Source organism: uncultured Allobosea sp. (genome assembly GCF_945956895.1).
In the GTDB taxonomy this organism is placed as follows: Bacteria; Pseudomonadota; Alphaproteobacteria; order Rhizobiales; family Beijerinckiaceae; genus Allobosea.
On record NZ_CAMFJF010000005.1, the window covers coordinates 48,567 to 66,740 of the forward strand.

Consider the following 18,174-nt stretch of genomic DNA (forward strand, 5'->3'; position numbering starts at 1 on the left):
CGCCGCTACTTGCGGGCAGGATGGCATAATGGCTCTGGCGCTGGCCGCCCTCGCGATGAAACTGACCCGTCATCCCGGACAAGCCGCCTTTGGCGGCGCCGATCCGGAAGCCATCAAGGGGCGCCGCGCTCTACGATGGATTCCGGGGCAAGCCCGGAATGACGGCATGGTTCGGTCGCAAGGTCGGGACGGGCCGGGAGGAAATGCCGTTCCATCATGGCGACAGGGGCAGGCAGCGGAATTTGCGTGAGAGTCTGACAGTTCTGGCCGGCCTGCTGGTGCTGACGCTGCTGGCGGCCCTGATCGGCCCCGGCTTCGTCGACTGGCGCAGCTACCGGCCGCAGATCGAGGCACGGCTGAGCGAGGCGCTGGGCGTCGAGACGCAGATCGGCGGCGGAATCGGCCTGCGGTTGCTGCCGTCGCCGCGCATCGCGCTGGACGACGTGCGGATCGGGCCAGGCGACGGATCGGCGAGCTCCGTCAAGGCGGAGCACGCGACCGTGGAGCTGGCGCTGGCGGCGCTGGCGCGCGGCGAATTCCGCTTCTCGGAAGCACGCCTCGATGGTGCGGCGGTTTCCCTCTCGCTGGACGAGGCCGGCTTGATCCGCCTGCCCGAGCGCAGCGGCAACGGCATTCCGGCCGAAGCGCGGCTCGACCGGCTGACGATCAGCCGCTCCGCCGTGATCTGGCGCGAGGCAGGCAAGCCGGCCGTCACGCTGTCGCCGATCGCCGCTGAGATGTCGGCGGTCAGCCTCGCCGGTCCCTGGCGCTTCGAGGGTGAGGTCGCCGGTGCTTCGCTGCGCGTCACCACCGGCGAGGTGGAGGCCGATGGCAGGCTGCGGACGAAGGCCTATCTCACCGGCGAGGATCTGCAACTCGGTTTCGACGGGGCTCTGGTTCTCCCGAAGGGAGCCGAGGGCGTCGGTGCCGAACTCGACGGCGCCTTCAATCTCTCGCCGGGTGGTGCGGTCGCACTGAACGGGCGGGTCAAGGGCGGCAGCCGCCAGCTCGACCTCTCCGGCCTCACGCTCGATCTCGCGGGCGGCGCGGCGCGGCTGGAAGGCGAGGGGCAGTATCTGCCCGGCACCGGCAAGGGCTCGCTGGCATTGCGCGCGCGCCGGCTCGATGCCGATGCGCTGACGACGGCGCTGGCCGAGCGGCAGGGGTTCGAGCGCGCCTTGCAGGGCCTGCCCGGCGCCTTCGATGTCAGCCTCGACCTCGACCAATTGATCTGGCGTGGCGAGGATTTTTCGACGTTCGCCCTGCGCGGACACCTGCATGACGGAGGCCTGAGTGAGGCCTCGGCTTCCGTGCGTGTGGCCGGCGCGCTGCTGGGAGCGAGCGGGAACCTCGATGCCGAGGGCGCTTCGGGCCGGCTCAATCTCAAGGCTGACGATGCGCGCCGTGTCGGACTGGTGCTGTCGCGGGCCGGGCTCGACCCGGCACTGGCCGACTTCATCGCGCGGCTAGGACGGGTCGATGCCGATATCGTCGGCGCCTGGACGGGCACCGGCGGCCGGTTCCAGCGCCTGCTCGTGGCAGGTTCATCGGGTCTGCGCCTCGATGCCTCTGGCGAGATCGCGCCGAACCGCATCGCCGCGAAGGCGGCGGTGAACGGGCTCTCACTTGATACGCTTCCACCTGGGAACAGCCTCTCCGGCTTGCTCCGGCAGCGCGACGTGGCGCTGGAACTCGCGCTCACCAATCTGCGCTTCCGCAACGCGCCGCCGGGTTCGGCCAATCTCGACCTCCGACGCGAAGGCGATGTCTGGCGCCTGAGCCGGCTTTCTGTGGATGGCTTCGGCGGCGTCGCGGTGACCGGTGCCGGCGCATTGCTGGCGGAGGGCGGCGAGATTTCCGGCCGGGTGCGGGCGCCGCGTTTCGAGACGCTGACGGCGCTGGCCGGGCCGTTGCTGCCGGAGACGGCCGTTCAAGCGCTCCAGCGCGTCGGCGAAGGGCTCGCACGGCTCGATACCGGCTTCCGTCTGACGCGCGCAGCTTCCGGCGAGACCAGCCTGTCGGCGGAAGGCACGGCCGCTGCGGGCAGGCTCAAGCTCGACGGCAGGCTCGACCGGGCCGGCAACTGGAGCCGGGCGGCGTTGGGCTTCGAACTCAACGACCGGCGCCAGGTTTTCGCGGCGCTGGGGCTGCCAGTACCGCAGCAGGGCGGGGCCGGGCGGCTCAATCTCGAACTGGGCGGTGGCAAGGCGACCGGCTCGCTCGCAGGGCCGGGGCTGTCCGTTGTCGTCGAGGATGGCGGGCAAGGGCCTCGGCTGACCCTTCAAGCGGATGGACCGGGGCAGATTCTTGCCGAGGGACCCGCGCGCTTGCTGCCGGACGGCGTGATCGATGCGTCCGCACGGCTTGGTATCGCAGAGGAAGCGATCCGGCTCGACGACATCACGGCCCATCTCGGCGGCGTGGCGGTGAACGGTTCGCTGCTCCTGCCACGCGAGGGGCGTTCGTCGGGACGTATCGCGGTTCCCGCCGCCGATCTGCGCCCGCTGATGAGCGCAGTGCTGGGGCAGGTGGCGGCAACGCCGAATGCGCTCTGGTCCACGGCGCGTTTCGGGCGTGTGGCGGGCTTCCCTGATTTCGACATCGCGGTGGAGGCCGGGACGCTCGTTGCCTTCGAAGGCGGGACGATCCGTAATGCGAGTTTCGCCCTGCGCTCGGACCAGGACGGGCTCAGGATCGACGATATCCGCGGCAGCTATGGCGGCGGGCAGGTCGCCGGGCGGCTCAGCCTGCGGCGCGACGGCGGGCTGGCCCAGCTCAACGGTCGGCTCAGCCTGATGGCGATCGATCTCGGCGAATTCACCAAGGGGGCCGTCGGCGGCAAGGCTTCCGGGCAGATCGAGTTCGGCGGCTCGGGTGAGACGCCGGCGCGATTGGTGGCGGGCCTGAGCGGCGCTGGCAGTCTAGCGCTTACCGGCACGCGCCTCTCACGCTTCGATCCCAATGCCTATGCGCGGATCATCGCCGGCACCGGCGAGGATGCCTCCGAAAGCGACGCATCGCGCCTGCAAGATCGCCTGAGCGAAGCGCTCGACAAGGATGCCTGGGCGCTTGGCGATGTCACGCTGCCCTTTACGCTGGCTGGCGGCTTGATCCGGCTGCAGCCCTTCGCCTTCGAGCGCAACGGCCTGCGTGCCGAGGCGAGCGGCATCCTCGACCTGCGCGCGCTCACCGCCGACCTCAGGCTCGGCCTGAAGCCGCTGGGCGCCCTGCCGAAGGGCTGGCCGGGTGACGCGCCGCAGATCGGCATCGCCTGGCGCGGGCCCTTGTCCAATCTCCGGCGCGAGAGCGATGTCAGCGCGCTGTCGAATACGGTGGCGGCGCGGGCCTTGGCGCGCGAGATCGAGCGGGTCGAGGCCTTCGAAGCCGATGCGCGCGAGCGGGCCATGTATTCAAGGCGCCTGCGTGCCGAGCGCGAGATGCGCGAGAACGAGCGCAAGCTAGGCGAATTCCTCAAGGCGCAGGAAGAGGCCCGTATCGCGGAAGAGAAGCGCCAGGAAGATTTGCGACGCATCGAGGAGCAGCGTCGCCTGGCCGAGGAAAAGCGCGCCGAGGAGTTGCGGCGTGTGGAGCAGGCGCGAGCGGAACTGGAAGCACGCCGACGGGCGGAAGCCGAGGAGCGCGCCCGTGCAGCAGCCGAGCGGGCGGCTGCACAATCGTCCGCGCCGCAGGCTCAACCTCAACCGCAACCGGGTCCGCTGGTCCTGCCGGGAGCGCCGCTCAGCAGCTCGCCGGAAGGGGCGGTGCAGCCGCCGACGGGTGGCGTCGCGCCGCTGCCGCCGATGCAGCTTCAGCCCGGCACGCCGCAGCGCAGCGCGCCATTGCGCTGAGAACTTGATTCAAGTGCTTCGCGATTTGATTCCGGGCTTCGATTGAAGGCTTTGATATCGTGAGCTTATTTGTCTCACGATAGAGGCCTGGTTTCCCGGGGCTGTCAGATGTGGCCGGCCAACTTCCGGTAATGCGCCAGCGCATGGAGCCGCAGCGCGGAAGAAAGATTGAGCTCGCCCCGGCCGGCATCGACCTCGGCGACGAGGGCGGCGATCGGGCGGTCCTCGCTCGCCGCGATTTCCTTCAGCGCTTCCCAGAAGGGCGCTTCCAGCGAGATGCTGGTGCGGTGGCCGGCGATGCTGAGCGAGCGCTTGCGCTCCGGCTTCATGCCGGCTCCGGCTCGTCGCGGTCGAGCTTGTGCCCGTCGACATGGCGGGCCGCCTTGTCGCGCTCGGCTTCGGTCAGCTTGCGCTCGGCCTTGGTCCGGCCGAAGGCAATGCGGTTCTGCGCGGCCGTCTTCTCGGCCTGCGCCCGCGCCTTCTGCTTGCGGACCTGACGGAGGTTGACGATCTCGGCCACCGGCGAGCGCTCCGTCAGTGCGGACCGAGCATCAGCTCGGGCTTGACCGTGGCGTCGAAGACTTTTGGATCGACGCCGGCCTTGAGCGCTTCCTCGCGCAGCGTCGTGCCGTTGTGATGGGCGGCCTTGGCGATGCTGGCAGCCTTGTCGTAGCCGATTGCGGGGGCCAGTGCCGTCACCAGCATCAGCGAGCGCGACAGCAATTCCTTGAGCTGCGCTTCGTTGGCCTCGATGCCCTCGACGCAGTTGACGCGGAAGCTCTCGGCCGCGTCGGCCAGAAGCCGCACGGACTGGAGGAAAGCCGCGGCGATCACCGGCTTGAAGACGTTGAGCTCGAAATGCCCCTGGGAGGCGGCAAAGCCCACCGTCGCCTGGTTGCCATGGACCTGGGTCGCGACCATGGTCAGCGCCTCGGCCTGGGTCGGGTTGACCTTGCCCGGCATGATCGAGGAGCCTGGCTCGTTCTCCGGCAGGCTGATCTCGCCCAGCCCCGAGCGCGGACCGGAGCCCATCAGGCGGATGTCGTTGGCGATCTTGAACAGGTCGGAGGCCAGCGCGGCGAGCGCGCCATGGGCGGCTGCGAGCGCGCCGTGGCTTGCCAGCGCCTCGAACTTGTTGTCGGCGCTGCGGAAGGGCAGGCCGGTCAGGGTTGCGACTTCCCTGGCGAAGAGGGCGGCGAAATCGGGATGGGCGTTGAGCCCGGTGCCGACGGCGGTGCCACCCTGGGCCAGCGCATAGAGCCCGCCCAGCGCCGCCTCGATCCGGCCGATGCCGAGATGGAGCTGCATCGCATAGCCCGAGAATTCCTGGCCGAGCGTGACCGGGGTCGCGTCCTGGAGATGGGTGCGGCCGATCTTGACGAGATGCTTGAAGGCCTCGGCCTTGGCGTTCAGAGCCCTTTCGAGGCCGCGCAGGGCCGGCAGCAGGCGCCGGGTGATCTCCAGCACGGCCGCGATATGCATCGCGGTGGGGAAGGAATCGTTCGAGGACTGGCCGCGATTGACGTGGTCGTTGGGATGGACCGGGCTCTTGGCGCCGAGCCCCGCGCCGAGCAGCTCATTGGCGCGGTTCGCCAGGACCTCGTTGGCGTTCATGTTGGACTGGGTGCCGGAGCCGGTCTGCCAGATCACCAGCGGGAAATGCCCGTCGAACTTGCCGGCGAGCGCCTCGTCCGCCGCGCGCGCGACCGCGCCGGCAACGCGCTGGTCGAGCAGGCCGAGCTTCGCGTTGACATGGGCGGCGGCCTTCTTGACCAGCACCAGCGCATGGACCAGCGGCAGCGGCATGCGCTCGCTCTCGCCGCCGATGCGGAAATTCTCGAGGGACCGCTGTGTCTGTGCGCCCCAGTATCGATCCGCTGGCACCGCGATCGGGCCGAAGGAATCGGTTTCGGTGCGCGTTTCGGTCATGGTGTCCGTCGTCAGGGCTTCTTGCGGAAGGAATCGAGGCTGACCACCTCGGCACCGCCCCGACTGTCATCGCCTTCCGCGGCGGGCTCGGCCTTCGCCGGCGCCGCGGCAGTCTCGGCTGCGGGCGCCTTGCCCTTGGCGGCCGGAATGGCAGTCGGCACGAGCTTGGCCGGTGCGGGCGGAGCCTCGGCGGGTTCGGCTTCCTGCGCGGAAGCGGCATCTTCGGCCTGGTCCTGCGCCTCGAATTTCAGGCCGAACTGGACGGAGGGGTCGAAGAAGGTCGAGATCGCGTCGAAAGGCACAAGCAGCCGCTCCGGCACGCCGGAGAAGGACAGGCCGACCTCGAAGGAATGCTCGCCGACACTCAGGTCCCAGAACTGATGCTGCAGGACGATCGTCATCTCGTCGGGATGCTTCTCGCGCAGGCGCTGCGACAGACGCACGCCCGGCGCCCCGGTCCGGAACGTCACGTAGAAATGGTGCTCGCCCGGCAGCCCGTCGCGCGCGGCCTCCGTCAGGATCTTGCGGACCACGCCCTTCAGCGCGTCCTGCACCATCAGATCGTAACGAAGAACATCCTTGGACATCGAGACGTGATTTCCGCTTGTTGCGTTCCGGCGGGAACAGCCGGCAGGCCGTCAGAAAAAGAAGTGGAGGCTTCTGTTGCCAGGCGCCTCCGAGCCCCGCCTTACGCGGCTAAACGCAAGGGCTTTGGTTTGGGAACCAGCACCGCTTACGCGGCGACGGCAACCCGAGCATTGTTGTCGTTGGCAACTATGCTTTGGCCCGATAACGGCGGAACCATGCCGAGCAAAAGGATAACCTTTACACCCTCGTCGATCCTATTTCGCCCCCGCCAAAACCCTGCATCATCAGGGCTTTGGTGGAGGCGCCGGGTACCGCCCCCGGGTCCGAAAGGCTTATTTCGAGATCCGTTTATCGCCATAGCCGTTCTTGCGAGCGGCACCTGGAATATAGGGAAGGCCGTGGCGTTGGGAAAGGGTTCTCGCGCTTTTTCAGGAAAGAGCGTGGGATAGTTGCCTCAGTCGAGAATGCGTCCATTTCTGATGTCGATGTCGAGGCTCATCTCGTCGTCCTCGGCGGTGCGGCCGGCAATCTCCCAGCGATCGCCGGCGCGGATGATCACCTCGACATGGACGAGGCCGGCGCTCCAGGCGATGTCGCGGGCCTGCCGTTCCGAGATCGTCGCGCTGGCGAGCGTCTCCTCGCCATGGGCGGCGAGCGCGACCAGGGCGTTGAAGGCGAGCGCGGCCAGCAGGCGGCGCGAGGGGGGCAGGACCGGCATATCGGCTATTCCACGAATCAAGGGCGCGATGAGCGGCGCCGATTGAGGCGGGTTTGCGGACAGGAAGGGCTCACAAGCCGTCGCATTTGCGTGAGGCGGCAGGCTCCCGCCATCGACTGTCAGGGCCTGCGGCAAAGGCTGGGGATGCCTGCCTGCCGGGCGGGGCCAAGCGGGTTTCGAGCCGCTATAGTCGCGCGCCTTCCAGAGAGTCGCCATGCGCCAGTATCACGACCTGCTCCAACGCGTCCTGACCGAGGGCGTCCGCAAGGATGACCGCACCGGCACCGGCACGCTCGCCGTTTTCGGCCACCAGATGCGCTTCGACCTGTCGGAAGGCTTTCCCCTGGTCACGACCAAGAAGCTGCACCTGAAATCGATCATCCATGAGCTGATCTGGTTCCTGCGCGGCGACACCAATGTGCGCTACCTCCGGGATAACGGCGTCACGATCTGGGACGAATGGGCCGATGCGAACGGCGATCTCGGGCCGGTCTACGGCCGGCAATGGCGCTCCTGGGCGGCGCCTGACGGGCAGGTGATCGACCAGATCGCCTGGCTGGTGAACGAGATTCGCCGCAACCCGGATTCGCGCCGGCTGATCGTCTCGGCCTGGAACCCGGCAGATATCCCGAAGATGGCGCTGGCGCCCTGCCACTGCCTGTTCCAGTTCTTCGTCGCCAACGGGAAGCTGTCCTGCCAGCTCTACCAGCGATCGGCGGACGTCTTCCTCGGCGTGCCCTTCAACATCGCGAGCTATGCGCTGCTGACCCATATGGTGGCGCAGGTGACCGGCCTCGGCGTCGGCGATTTCGTGCATTCCTTCGGCGATACTCACCTCTATGTGAACCATCTCGACCAGACGCGGCTGCAGCTTTCGCGCGAGCCGCGGGCGCTGCCGAAGCTCGCGCTCAATCCGGCGGTGACGCGGCTGGAGGATTTCCAGTTCGCGGACGTCACGATCACCGATTACGACCCGCATCCCGGCATCAAGGCTCCGATCGCAGTATGAGTGGCCGCGACAGCGTGATCGCGGCCGGGCAGGTCCTGCTTGCCGTTGCGTGCGGCTATGTCGGGGTCGCCGTCGCTTCCTCGCTGTCATCGGTGTCGCGGGGGCGCGAGCCGAGCTTCGACGGCCGGGAAACGGCTTTCTTTCTTAGCCTCGGCCTCGCGACGCTGCTGCTGGCCTCGGTTTCGAGCGAGTCGATTCGCCGGGCGCTTGCGCTGTCATGGCCTTCCGAGCGACGGATTACCGTCCGGTTCGCTCTGGCGCTTATTGGCATCTTCGTGATCGAGGCCGCCGTCCTGTTCTCAGGCGTCCTGGGATCGCTCGACGACTTCAGGGCGATGTCGAACTCGGAGCGCAGCCTGCTGGGCCTCGCCAACGCCGTCGTGTTGGCACCTGTGGTCGAGGAGGCGCTGTTCCGCGGTCTTTTGTTCACGCGCCTGCGCCGCCACTACGCCGCGTTGCCGACGCTTGCCATCGTGACCATCGCCTTCTGCCTCCTGCATCTCGAGAACGGGCTGCTTCATGTCGTATCCGTTTTGCCGGCGGGCGCCTTCCTGGGGCTCGCCCGTGAATTCTCCGGCGGAATCGGATTGCCGATCCTGCTCCATGCCTGCATGAACCTCGCCGTCGTCATCGTGGGACTTGCCTTATGACCCTCTCCATCCGCTCCGCCCGTCCCGGCGAGGCCGGGCTTGTGCTCGGCTTCATCCGCGAGCTCGCCGAATACGAGAAGCTGCTGCATGAGGTCGTCGCGACCGAGGCCGAGATCGAGGCGGCGCTGTTCGAGGAAAATCCGAAGGCGTTTTGCGATATCGCCGAATGGGATGGCGAGCCGGTCGGCTTCGCTGTGTGGTTCTACACCTATTCGACCTTCTCGGGCCGGCACGGCATCTGGCTGGAAGACCTCTTCGTGCGGCCGGACCAGCGCGGGCGCGGCATCGGCAAGGCGCTGATCGCGGGGCTGGCGCGGCGCTGTGTCGCGGAGAAGCTGCCGCGGCTCGCCTGGTGGGTGCTGAACTGGAACGAACCCTCGCGCGTCTTCTATCGGGCGCTCGGTGCCAACGCGCAGGACGAATGGACCGTGAAGCGGCTGGAGGGCGAGGCGCTCGCCAAGCTCGGCGCGGAAGGTTGAGCCATGGAGAAGCGTCCGATCGTGTTGATCGCGGCCGTCGCCGAGAATGGCGTGATCGGCGACGACAATCGGCTGATCTGGCGGTTGAAGAGCGATCTCAAGCATTTCCGCGGTCTGACGCTCGGGCGGCCGGTGCTGATGGGGCGCAAGACCTTCCTGTCGATCGGAAAGCCCCTTCCGGGGCGCGAGATCGTCGTGCTGACGCGCGATACCGGCTTCGCGGCCGAAGGGGTGAGCGTCGCCCATTCGCTTGATGAGGGGCTGGAGCTCGGGCAGCGGCTCGCCGCAGCCAGCGGGGCGGATTCCGTCGTGGTCGCGGGGGGGGCGGAGATCTACCGCCAGGCACTGCCGCTGACGGACCGGCTGGAGCTGACCATCGTCCATGCCAAGCCATCAGGCGATGCGCTCTTTCCCGATTGGGAGCGCGATGCCTTCGAGGTCGGGGCTAGGGATCATCACCCCGCCGATGCCGAGAACGAGCATCCTTATACCTTCGTCACCTACAGCAGGCGCGGCTGATCGCCGCTTTTCGGGGGGCGTCATTGCGAGGAGCGGAGCGACGAAGCAATCCAGGGGACTGGGTCCAAGCCTTCGACCCGGTCCCCTGGATTGCTTCGCTATGCTCGCAATGACGGAGTGGGCGCGGCTGATCGCCGCTTTCCATTCACGATGAATGGCTTGCGCCGTTGACGAATCCATGGCCCATGACCAAGTCAGCCCAGCGTCTTCAGCCGAAGGCGCTGACAAGCGGCCGTCTTTCGCCTATGGCTCGGCCTCGATAGAACGAAAGGGAACGGCTCGAGAATGCCTTGGAGCAATCAGAGCGGCGGTGGCAGCGGCGGGGGAGGTCCCTGGGGTCAGCGCGGAGGCAATGGCGGCGGCCCCTGGGGCGGCGGTTCAGGCGGAGGCAATGGCAATCCGCCCGATCTCGAGGAAATCCTGCGGCGCAGCCAGGACCGGCTCAAGAACCTGATGCCGGGTGGCAATATCGGCGGGCGCGGGCTCGTCCTCGGCGCCCTGGCCTTGATTCTGATCTGGCTCGGCTCCGGCATCTATTTCGTGCGGCCCAACGAGGTCGGCCTCAACGTCGTCTTCGGCCGCTTCGCCGGCAAGACCGGCGAGGGCATGAACTGGAACTGGCCCTATCCGGTCGGCAGCGTGATCAAGCCGCAGGTGACCAACGTCATCACCACCGAGGTCGGCTTCCGGACGATCGAATCGGTCCGCACCTCGCGCCAGACCGACGTCATCGAAGAGAGCCTGATGCTCACCGGCGACGAGAACATCGTCGACATCGATTTCATCGTGCAGTGGCAGATCGACCCGGCCGCGCCCGAGGACTACGTCTTCAACATCCAGGATCCCGCCGGCACGGTGAAGGCCGTGGCCGAAAGCGCGATGCGCGAAATCATCGGCCGCCGCAATATCCAGCCGGTGCTGACGACCGATCGCGGCACGATCGAGACCGAGGTCCGCCATCTGATGCAGGAGACGCTCAACGGCTACAATGCCGGCGTGCGGATCAGCCTCGTCCAGCTGCAGAAGGTCGACCCGCCGCAGCAGGTCATCGACGCCTTCCGCGACGTCCAGGCAGCCCGCGCCGACCAGGAGCGGCTGCGCAACGAGGCGCAGACCTACGCCAACCGCGTCGTGCCCGAAGCACGCGGCCGCGCCGCGCAGCTGACCCAGGCGGCCGAAGCCTTCAAGGAGCAGACCGTCGCCGAGGCGCGTGGTCAGGCCAGCCGCTTCAACGCGGTCTACGAGCAGTACAAGAAGGCTCCGGGCGTGACGCGCGAGCGTCTCTTCCTGGAGACGATGGAACGCATAATGGGCGGTACGGACAAGATCATCCTCGACAACCCGGCGGGCGGGCAGGGCGTGGTGCCCTATCTGCCGCTCGACCAGCTCAATGCCGGCCGACAGGCCCCGGGCTCCCGCCAGCAGGGAGGGGCCATCCGATGAACGGCTCCTTCCTTCGCGGGGCGCTGCTGGTCGTCGTCGCCGCCGTCGCGGTCGTGCTCTACGCCTGCACCTTCGTGGTCTCGCAGACGCAGTCCGCGATCGTGCTCAAGTTCGGCGCCGTGCGCGCGGTCAAGACCGCACCCGGCCTCTACCTGAAGTGGTTCGCGCCGATCGAGACGGTGACACTGCTCGACAACCGCATCCTCGATCTTGACCTGCCGGCCCAGGAAATCATCGCCTCGGACCAGAAGCGTCTCGTCGTCGATGCCTTCACGCGCTACCGGATCTCGGATCCGCTGCGCTTCTACCAGGCGGTCAACAATGTCCCGCGGGCGAACTCGCAGCTCGCCTCGATCGTGAACGGCAACGTTCGCTCGGTGCTGGCGGAGGCCACCTTCACGGCGATGGTGCGCACGGACCGCACGCGGCTGATGAACCGCATTCGCGACGACGTGAACCGCGAGGCGGCCCGCTTCGGCATGACCGTGGTCGACGTCCGGCTGCGGCGCGTCGACCTGCCGGCGGCGAACTCGGCGGCAGTGTTCCAGCGCATGCAGACCGAACGGCAGCGCGAGGCGGCGGAAGCGCGCGCCCTCGGCGGCCAGCAGGCGCAGGAAATCCGCGCCCGGGCCGACAGGGACTCGACCGTGATCGTGGCCGAAGCGCAGCAGCACGCCGACGAGATCCGCGGCGCGGGCGAGGCGGAGCGCAACAAGGTCTTCGCCGAAGTCTTCGGCAAGGATCCGGAGTTCTTCTCCTTCTACCGGTCGATGCAGGCCTATGAGGCCAGCATCAAGCCGGGGGATACGCGAATGGTCCTGACGCCGGATTCGCCGTTCTTCCGTTTCTTCAACGGCCCTAACGCACAGCGTCAGGACGGCCAGGCTGCGGCTCCCGCGGCGCCTGCCACGCCTGCGCCGGCCCGGCCCTGATCATGGCGAGCGACGCGGATGCTTGATTTCGTCGCGGCGCTCGGCCTGGTCTTCGCTATCGAGGGCATTCTCTTCGCCGCGATCCCGCATCTGGCGAAGGATGCCCTCCGTAGCGCAGCGGAAACCCCGCCGGACCGAATGCGGCTCATCGGCCTCGGCTCGGCTGTCCTGGGCGTAGTCCTGGTCTGGGTCGCGCGCGGGGGCTGAAGAATCGACGGGCAGGCACATGATCGTGTTCGATGACATGATCGTGCGTCGCCCTTCCGCCGTATTTTGGAGTTCAATCATCGGGCACGTCCGCTTGCCTTGCGGCACCGGGCGTGCATGCCTTTCATCGATCGGCCTGCATTTTTCCGACATGAGGACCCCTATGGCATCGAACACCCTTTCCGCAGTCCGGCCTGTCCGCATCGCTCTGGCTGCCGGCGTCGCCGGTCTCGCGCTGTTGGCCTCGCCGGTGCTTGCGCCGGGGCATGCGCAGGCCAATACGCCGCTCCTCCAGGGGCAGACCTCGCTTGCCGATCTCGTCGAGAAGGTCATGCCGGCGGTGGTCAACATCTCGGCGGTCACCACCAACGACACGAAGGGCCGCAATCTGCCGCAACTGCCGCAGCTCGGCCCCGACACGCCTTTCGGCGACCTGTTCGAGGAATTCTTCAACCGTCGCAACCAGCAGGGCGAGCGCCAGGCGCCGCAGCAGCGCCGCTCGCAATCGGCCGGTTCCGGCTTCGTGGTCGATCCCTCTGGGATCGTGGTCACCAACAACCACGTCATCGGCGACGCCAACGAGATCACGGTGATCTTCAATGACGGCCTGCGGCTCAAGGCCGAGGTCATCGGCAAGGACAGCAAGGTCGACCTCGCCGTGCTGCGCGTGAAGCACGACAAGCCTCTGCCGGCGGTCAAGTTCGGCGATTCCGACAAGATGCGGATCGGCGACCCCGTGATGGCGATCGGCAACCCGTTCGGCCTCGGCGGCTCGGTCTCCTCGGGCATCGTCTCGGCCCGCAACCGCGACATCAGCCAGGGGCCGTACGACACCTATATCCAGACCGACGCCGCCATCAACAAGGGCAATTCGGGCGGCCCGCTGTTCAACATGGCTGGTGAGGTCATCGGCATCAACACGGCGATCCTGTCGCCGACGGGTGGCTCGGTCGGCATCGGCTTCGCCGTGCCCTCGACGCTGGCGACCAACATCGTCGACCAGCTCAAGGAGTTCGGCGAGACCCGGCGCGGCTGGCTCGGCGTGCGCATCCAGACCGTCGACGACGCCACGGCCGAGGCGCTGGGCCTGGGGACAGCGCGCGGCGCGCTCGTCGCCGGCATCGACGAGAAGGGCCCGGCCAAGCCGGCCGGCCTCGAAACCGGCGACGTGATCGTCAAGTTCGACGGCAAGGACGTGAAGGATTCGCGCGACCTGCCGCGCATCGTCGCGGCGACGCCGGTCGGCAAGGACGTGCCGATCCTCGTGATCCGCAAGGGCAAGGAAGAAACCAAGACGGTCAAGCTCGGCCGCCTCGAGGATGGCGAGAAGGTCCAGACGGCCTCGGCGAACAAGCCGACGGCCGAGCCGGCCAAGCCCGCCGTGACGACCGCGCTGGGCCTCGAGTTCTCGCCGCAGACGGACGAACTCAAGAAGCGTTACACGATCAAGGACGGCCTCAAGGGCGTGGTCATCACCAAGGTCGACGCCAATTCGAACGCCGCCGACAAGCGCATCCTCGTCGGCGAGCTGATCGTCGAGGTCGGCCAGGAGCCGGTCAACGCGCCGCAGGATGTGACCAAGCGGCTGGACGCGCTCAAGAAGGAAGGCAAGAAGTCGGCCCTCCTGCTCATCTCGAACGGCCAGGGCGAGGTCCGCTTCGTCGCGGTGTCGATGAACTGAGACTGGCGGTATCCAAAGAATATGAAGGGCGGTCCGGTCGGCCGCCCTTTTTCTTTTCGTCATTGCGAGGAGCGAAGCGACGAAGCAATCCAGGGGGCCGGGTTGGACGTCTCACCCAGTCCCCCTGGATTGCTTCGCTACGCTCGCAATGACGGTTCTGCCGGATGAGAAACCGGACTAGATACGAGGCGAGGCGCCGCGTCCGAGCAGGCGGGCGCTGGGAGAGACCGAGATGAAGATCAGCGAGATTCCCTTCGTTACCACCGACTGGACGACGATCCCCGTGGAGCGCCATGCCGGCGACAGCGGCGAGGCGACCTGGCGCGTCCAGTATTTCGGCCCGGAGGACAACCGCATCCGGGTGCGGATGGTCGAGTATTCGCCGGGCTATGTCGCCGACCACTGGTGCTCGAAGGGGCACATCATCCTGTGCCTCGAAGGCGAGATGGAAACCACGCTTGCGGACGGGCGCGTGCTGCCCCTCAAGGCCGGCATGAGCTATCAGGTCGCCGACAATGCCGAGGCGCATCGCTCCGCGACCAAGACCGGCGCGAAGCTCTTCATCGTCGATTGAAGCGCGGCCTATCAAACCTAAACGCGGGTCATCCCGGATATTCGCTTCGCTCCGTCCGGGATGACAGGTATTTCGAGCGCTGGATCAGCCGCGGACGATCTCGCTGCCCGTGTAGCCCTGGGCATAGAGCAGGGCGGTGAGATCGGCATGGTCGAGCCGGGCATCGGCCGCCGCCGCCACCGTCGGCTTGGCACGGAAGGCTGCACCCAGACCCGCCTCGCCGAGCATGGCGAGATCGTTGGCGCCGTCGCCGACGGCCAAGGTCTGCGCGGGCGCGAGCTTGAAGCGGGCGCGCAATTCGATGAGCGCATCCAGCTTGGCCTGCTTGCCGAGGATCGGATCGGCGACCTCGCCGTTCAGGATGCCGTCGCTGGCGATCAGCGTGTTCGAGCGGTGCTCGTCGAAGCCGATGGTCTGGCCGATCGGCCCGGTGAAGACGGTGAAGCCGCCCGAGACGAGAGCCGTATAGCCGCTATTCGCCCGCATCGTCTGGACCAGTTCGCGACCACCCGGCGTCAGGGTGATGCGGTCACGGATGATCTCGCCGACGACGGAGAGGGGCACGCCCTTCAGCAGGGCGACGCGCTCGCGCAGCGCCGGTTCGAAATCGATCTCGCCGCGCATGGCGCGTTCGGTGATCGCGGCGACATGCTCCTTCAACCCGACGACGGCGGCGAGCTCGTCGATGCATTCCTGGCCGATCATCGTCGAATCCATGTCGGCGAGGAACAGCGCCTTGCGGCGGGTCGCTGCCGGCTGGACGATGACATCGATCGCGGCGCCGTCCAGAGCGGTCCGGATATCGGCTTCGAGCTTGCGCGCGTCGGCCGCTTCCGCGAAGAGGTCGGCTGCGATTTCGCCGTCGAGCACGGCTGTGCCGGTAGTGCCCGGCACAGCGCGGCCAAGGCGGGCGAGAAGGGTTTCGCCGACGAGCGCCTGGCCGTGGGCGGATACGAGTGTGGCGACGAGCATGTGAGGGACCGGGTGAAGGCGGAAGGGCAATTCGGCGCGGTGCTCATCGCAGGTCCGACCGCGAGCGGCAAGTCCGCGCTGGCGATCGAGATCGCGCGTCGCACCGGCGGGACCGTCGTCAACGCGGATTCCATGCAGGTCTATGCCGATCTGCGCGTTCTCTCGGCGAGGCCGAGCGAAGCGGAGGAGGCGATGGTGCCGCACCGCCTCTACGGCCACGTTGATGGCGCCGTGAACTATTCGGCGATGCGCTATGCCGCCGATGTGACGGAGTTGCTCGCCGATCTGCGTGCAAAAGGCTCGCTGCCGATCCTGGTCGGGGGCACGGGGCTCTATTTCAAGGCTGTCACCGAAGGTTTCTCGGCGATGCCACCGGTGCCGGAGGCGGTGCGGGCCGCCTTCCGCACCCATGCCGATGGGCGCGAGACGGCGGCGCTCCATGGCGAGCTCGCGGCTTGTGATCCCGCCATGGCGGAGCGATTGCGGCCAAGCGACCGGATGCGGATCATGCGGGCATTGGAGGTCTTCCGGGCGACGGGGCGTTCGTTGGCGAGTTTCCAGGGCGAGCGCGAGCCGGGACCTCTGGGTCAGGTGCCGACGCTGCGCCTCTTCGTGCATCCCGAACGCGAGGCCATCAGGGAGCGGATCGACCGGCGCTTCGAGACGATGATGGGGGAGGGTGCGCTGGATGAGGTCGCGCGGTTGAAGCGACGCGGGCTCGATCCCTTGCTGCCGATCATGCGCGCCCATGGCGTGCCTGGCTTGATCGCCCATCTCGACGGCGCGATCACGCTGGACGAGGCGATCCGGCGCGGCCAGGCCGATACGCGCGCCTATGCCAAACGGCAGGTGACGTGGTTCCGCCACCAGATGGAAGGGTGGGAAGCGGTCGCTCCGGAGGCCGCGCTGGAGGCGGCCATCCGACACCTCGGCTGCTGACGGCTGGTTTGGATAGTCCTCAAGCCCTCATCCTGAGGAGGCCCGTAGGGCCGTCTCGAAGGATGATCCAGAAGGCTCCCGAACCATCTGGAGCATCCTTCGAGACGCCGCTCATGCGGCTCCTCAGGATGAGGGCTTGCATTTGCGAATGGGTTGCTGACGTTCAGGCCGCCGCGGCGACGGGGGCGGGATCGGCGAGGCCGAGGCGGTTGCGGCCTTCGTTCTTGGCGCGATAGAGCGCCTGGTCGGCACGGGCGGTCAGCGATGCCAGCGTTTCGCTGGGTTGGCGGGCGGCGATGCCGAGGCTTGCGGTCACCCTGAGCGCCAGGGTTTCGGACACCGGCATCGAGCGGGTGAGCAGGGCGCCCTGGATCTGACGGGCACTGGCCGCGGCGGAGGCGAGGTCGCTGCCTTGCAGCAGGATGCCGAATTCCTCGCCGCCGAAGCGGCCGACCAGATTGCGCTCGTTGCGGAACTGCCCGAGCAGGAGGTCGGCGAAGGCACGGATCACCGCATCGCCGGCCGGGTGGCCATAGGTGTCGTTGACCTGCTTGAAGTGATCGAGATCGACGATGATCAGGGCGAGCTCGGTGCCGGCGGCTTCGCTCGCGGCGATGGCGGCATTGGCCTTTTCGGTAAAGGAGCGGCGGTTGAGCAGCGCCGTGAGCGGATCGGTCTCCGCGAGGCGGCGCAATTCGTTCTCCCGCTCCTCGCGCAGGCCGATCTCCTCGGAGAGGGCGCGGCGGGTGGCGCGCTCGCGCCCGATCTCGAGCGCCAGGGTGGCGGCGCGCATTTGCAGGGTCTGATTGGCGACCGTCAGGTCGGTGATATCCGTCAGCGTCAGCAAGAGTCCGTCGCCGAGCGGTGCGATCGCGACCCTGAGCCAGGTCGTCGCGCCATTATGCGTGAACGAGGCTTCGAGCATGTCGGGGCGCTGCAGGTCGATGGCATAGAGGCAGCGGCGCCAGATCGAGGGTTCGTGCAGGAAGGGCAGGGTCTCGCGTCCATCGGTGTCGAGCAGATTGACGTCCGGACGGCCGCTCAGCTCGGCGGCGCGCTGGTTGGCGGTGACGACGACGGCCTGCTCGATCCGGTTGGCGGCGTCGCGGATGAAGCGCAGCGCGACGATGCCGCTGGGGGAGCTTTCAAGCACGGCATTGAGCAGGTCCTCGCGGAACTGCAGCGGCCGGCTGAAGGCGACGATGAAGCGGCGGCCGTCCCGCGTGACCGTCGGCAGCACCAGGCGTTCCCACAAGGCGACGCGCACCGCCTGGGTCGAGCGGTGCACGGTGTAGAGCGGGCGGTCCTGCGCCAGGGCCTGGTCGAAGCTGTCGATCGTGAAGCGGGCGACGCGCTCGCGCATGCCCGAGAGGCGTTGCCCGAGGCGGGTGGCTCCGGAGTAGCGCACGATTTCGCGGCCGAAATGCAACCAGCGGTAATCGCCGTCTCCGGTCGGCTCGAGGATCATCAGGTCGTCGCCGAAATCCGGTAGCAGCGTGGCGGCGAGCGCCTCATAGGCGACGGCCTCGTTCTCGTTGCGATGAAGCACGAAGCGGCGCAGGATCTGCGCGATTTCCGGTGCGTGCGCGCGCGCCGCGATATTCTCGGAGTGGACCTCGTAATACATAGCCGTCCCGGTTCGAGCGTGCTTACGTTAGGGCCGACGGATTGAGAAAGTGTTCCCTA

Annotated in this window: 19 protein-coding genes and 1 other RNA gene; 12 read left to right on the top strand and 8 right to left on the bottom strand. The window is 67.6% G+C overall.

Features of this window, described 5'->3' with window-relative positions; all coding sequences use genetic code 11:
* The first annotated feature begins 28 nt into the window (after window positions 1-28).
* Entirely contained in the window at window positions 29-250 is a 222-nt protein-coding gene (locus Q0Q02_RS04840) for a hypothetical protein (protein WP_293807415.1), read from the top strand.
* The gene (locus Q0Q02_RS04845; protein ID WP_293807417.1) at window positions 243-3,848 is read left to right on the top strand and encodes an AsmA family protein; all 3,606 of its coding nucleotides are present in this window, start codon (window positions 243-245) and stop codon (window positions 3,846-3,848) included. The genes Q0Q02_RS04840 and Q0Q02_RS04845 overlap by 8 nt, the downstream gene beginning before the upstream one ends.
* Before the next feature lie 104 nt (window positions 3,849-3,952).
* Here Q0Q02_RS04845 and Q0Q02_RS04850 read toward each other — a convergent pair whose 3' ends face one another.
* The 6 genes from Q0Q02_RS04850 to Q0Q02_RS04875 all read right to left on the bottom strand — a co-directional run bounded on the left by Q0Q02_RS04850 (window position 3,953) and on the right by Q0Q02_RS04875 (window position 7,083).
* Complete coding sequence (locus Q0Q02_RS04850; RefSeq protein ID WP_293807419.1) at window positions 3,953-4,177, bottom strand: ribbon-helix-helix domain-containing protein; 225 nt, start codon at window positions 4,175-4,177, stop codon at window positions 3,953-3,955.
* Entirely contained in the window at window positions 4,174-4,368 is a 195-nt protein-coding gene (locus tag Q0Q02_RS04855; RefSeq protein ID WP_293807421.1) for a DUF4169 family protein, read from the bottom strand. Before Q0Q02_RS04855 ends, Q0Q02_RS04850 begins: the two co-directional genes overlap by 4 nt.
* 14 nt (window positions 4,369-4,382) lie before the next feature.
* On the bottom strand, window positions 4,383-5,777 hold the full coding sequence (fumC, locus tag Q0Q02_RS04860; protein WP_293807422.1) for a class II fumarate hydratase: 1,395 nt from the start codon (window positions 5,775-5,777) through the stop codon (window positions 4,383-4,385).
* A gap of 11 nt (window positions 5,778-5,788) precedes the next feature.
* On the bottom strand, window positions 5,789-6,364 hold the full coding sequence (locus Q0Q02_RS04865; protein WP_293807423.1) for a ClpXP protease specificity-enhancing factor SspB: 576 nt from the start codon (window positions 6,362-6,364) through the stop codon (window positions 5,789-5,791).
* 62 nt (window positions 6,365-6,426) lie between these two features.
* Window positions 6,427-6,781: a transfer-messenger RNA gene (ssrA, locus tag Q0Q02_RS04870) on the bottom strand.
* A 38-nt stretch (window positions 6,782-6,819) separates the two neighbouring features.
* Entirely contained in the window at window positions 6,820-7,083 is a 264-nt protein-coding gene (locus Q0Q02_RS04875; RefSeq protein ID WP_293807425.1) for a hypothetical protein, read from the bottom strand.
* Between the two features lie 214 nt (window positions 7,084-7,297).
* Here Q0Q02_RS04875 and Q0Q02_RS04880 point away from each other — a divergent pair, with 214 nt between their 5' ends.
* From Q0Q02_RS04880 to Q0Q02_RS04920, 9 genes are all read left to right on the top strand, one after another.
* Window positions 7,298-8,092, top strand: a complete 795-nt coding sequence (locus Q0Q02_RS04880; RefSeq protein ID WP_293807427.1) for a thymidylate synthase — start codon at window positions 7,298-7,300, stop codon at window positions 8,090-8,092.
* Window positions 8,089-8,742, top strand: coding sequence for a CPBP family intramembrane metalloprotease (locus Q0Q02_RS04885; RefSeq protein WP_293807429.1), 654 nt, complete (start codon window positions 8,089-8,091; stop codon window positions 8,740-8,742). Before Q0Q02_RS04880 ends, Q0Q02_RS04885 begins: the two co-directional genes overlap by 4 nt.
* Window positions 8,739-9,221 carry a GNAT family N-acetyltransferase gene (locus tag Q0Q02_RS04890; RefSeq protein WP_293807431.1) on the top strand — a complete coding sequence of 161 codons (483 nt, stop codon included), beginning with the start codon at window positions 8,739-8,741 and terminating at the stop codon, window positions 9,219-9,221. Before Q0Q02_RS04885 ends, Q0Q02_RS04890 begins: the two co-directional genes overlap by 4 nt.
* A 3-nt stretch (window positions 9,222-9,224) precedes the next feature.
* The gene (locus Q0Q02_RS04895; protein ID WP_293807433.1) at window positions 9,225-9,740 is read left to right on the top strand and encodes a dihydrofolate reductase; all 516 of its coding nucleotides are present in this window, start codon (window positions 9,225-9,227) and stop codon (window positions 9,738-9,740) included.
* A gap of 285 nt (window positions 9,741-10,025) precedes the next feature.
* On the top strand, window positions 10,026-11,183 hold the full coding sequence (gene hflK / locus Q0Q02_RS04900) for an FtsH protease activity modulator HflK (RefSeq protein WP_293807435.1): 1,158 nt from the start codon (window positions 10,026-10,028) through the stop codon (window positions 11,181-11,183).
* Window positions 11,180-12,115 carry a protease modulator HflC gene (hflC, locus tag Q0Q02_RS04905; protein ID WP_293807437.1) on the top strand — a complete coding sequence of 312 codons (936 nt, stop codon included), beginning with the start codon at window positions 11,180-11,182 and terminating at the stop codon, window positions 12,113-12,115. Before hflK ends, hflC begins: the two co-directional genes overlap by 4 nt.
* A gap of 18 nt (window positions 12,116-12,133) precedes the next feature.
* Window positions 12,134-12,322: a DUF2065 domain-containing protein gene (locus tag Q0Q02_RS04910; protein ID WP_293807438.1), complete on the top strand. Its 189-nt coding sequence runs from the start codon at window positions 12,134-12,136 to the stop codon at window positions 12,320-12,322.
* Between the two features lie 163 nt (window positions 12,323-12,485).
* Complete coding sequence (locus Q0Q02_RS04915) at window positions 12,486-14,003, top strand: DegQ family serine endoprotease (protein ID WP_293807440.1); 1,518 nt, start codon at window positions 12,486-12,488, stop codon at window positions 14,001-14,003.
* Window positions 14,004-14,235: 232 nt separating this feature from the next.
* Complete coding sequence (locus Q0Q02_RS04920; RefSeq protein WP_293807442.1) at window positions 14,236-14,577, top strand: DHCW motif cupin fold protein; 342 nt, start codon at window positions 14,236-14,238, stop codon at window positions 14,575-14,577.
* A gap of 84 nt (window positions 14,578-14,661) precedes the next feature.
* Here Q0Q02_RS04920 and serB read toward each other — a convergent pair whose 3' ends face one another.
* Window positions 14,662-15,549, bottom strand: a complete 888-nt coding sequence (gene serB, locus Q0Q02_RS04925) for a phosphoserine phosphatase SerB (RefSeq protein WP_293807444.1) — start codon at window positions 15,547-15,549, stop codon at window positions 14,662-14,664.
* 12 nt (window positions 15,550-15,561) lie between these two features.
* Here serB and miaA point away from each other — a divergent pair, with 12 nt between their 5' ends.
* The gene (gene miaA, locus Q0Q02_RS04930) at window positions 15,562-16,488 is read left to right on the top strand and encodes a tRNA (adenosine(37)-N6)-dimethylallyltransferase MiaA (protein WP_293807554.1); all 927 of its coding nucleotides are present in this window, start codon (window positions 15,562-15,564) and stop codon (window positions 16,486-16,488) included.
* A gap of 163 nt (window positions 16,489-16,651) precedes the next feature.
* Here miaA and Q0Q02_RS04935 read toward each other — a convergent pair whose 3' ends face one another.
* A complete protein-coding gene (locus tag Q0Q02_RS04935) occupies window positions 16,652-18,115 on the bottom strand; it encodes a GGDEF domain-containing protein (RefSeq protein ID WP_293807445.1) in 1,464 nt (487 codons plus the stop codon).
* Window positions 18,116-18,174: the final 59 nt, after the last annotated feature.

Excerpts from the sequence above, each read along its gene's own strand:
- Q0Q02_RS04840 (WP_293807415.1), top strand. The coding sequence starts at position 29 with ATGGCTCTGGCGCTGGCCGCCCTCGCGATGAAACTGACCCGTCATCCC.
- Q0Q02_RS04850 (WP_293807419.1), bottom strand. The coding sequence starts at position 4,177 with ATGAAGCCGGAGCGCAAGCGCTCGCTCAGCATCGCCGGCCACCGCACC.
- fumC (WP_293807422.1), bottom strand. The coding sequence starts at position 5,777 with ATGACCGAAACGCGCACCGAAACCGATTCCTTCGGCCCGATCGCGGTG.
- Q0Q02_RS04865 (WP_293807423.1), bottom strand. The coding sequence starts at position 6,364 with ATGTCCAAGGATGTTCTTCGTTACGATCTGATGGTGCAGGACGCGCTG.
- Q0Q02_RS04875 (WP_293807425.1), bottom strand. The coding sequence starts at position 7,083 with ATGCCGGTCCTGCCCCCCTCGCGCCGCCTGCTGGCCGCGCTCGCCTTC.
- Q0Q02_RS04880 (WP_293807427.1), top strand. The coding sequence starts at position 7,298 with ATGCGCCAGTATCACGACCTGCTCCAACGCGTCCTGACCGAGGGCGTC.
- Q0Q02_RS04885 (WP_293807429.1), top strand. The coding sequence starts at position 8,089 with ATGAGTGGCCGCGACAGCGTGATCGCGGCCGGGCAGGTCCTGCTTGCC.
- Q0Q02_RS04890 (WP_293807431.1), top strand. The coding sequence starts at position 8,739 with ATGACCCTCTCCATCCGCTCCGCCCGTCCCGGCGAGGCCGGGCTTGTG.
- Q0Q02_RS04895 (WP_293807433.1), top strand. The coding sequence starts at position 9,225 with ATGGAGAAGCGTCCGATCGTGTTGATCGCGGCCGTCGCCGAGAATGGC.
- hflK (WP_293807435.1), top strand. The coding sequence starts at position 10,026 with ATGCCTTGGAGCAATCAGAGCGGCGGTGGCAGCGGCGGGGGAGGTCCC.
- hflC (WP_293807437.1), top strand. The coding sequence starts at position 11,180 with ATGAACGGCTCCTTCCTTCGCGGGGCGCTGCTGGTCGTCGTCGCCGCC.
- Q0Q02_RS04910 (WP_293807438.1), top strand. The coding sequence starts at position 12,134 with ATGCTTGATTTCGTCGCGGCGCTCGGCCTGGTCTTCGCTATCGAGGGC.
- Q0Q02_RS04915 (WP_293807440.1), top strand. The coding sequence starts at position 12,486 with ATGGCATCGAACACCCTTTCCGCAGTCCGGCCTGTCCGCATCGCTCTG.
- Q0Q02_RS04920 (WP_293807442.1), top strand. The coding sequence starts at position 14,236 with ATGAAGATCAGCGAGATTCCCTTCGTTACCACCGACTGGACGACGATC.
- serB (WP_293807444.1), bottom strand. The coding sequence starts at position 15,549 with ATGCTCGTCGCCACACTCGTATCCGCCCACGGCCAGGCGCTCGTCGGC.
- Q0Q02_RS04935 (WP_293807445.1), bottom strand. The coding sequence starts at position 18,115 with ATGTATTACGAGGTCCACTCCGAGAATATCGCGGCGCGCGCGCACGCA.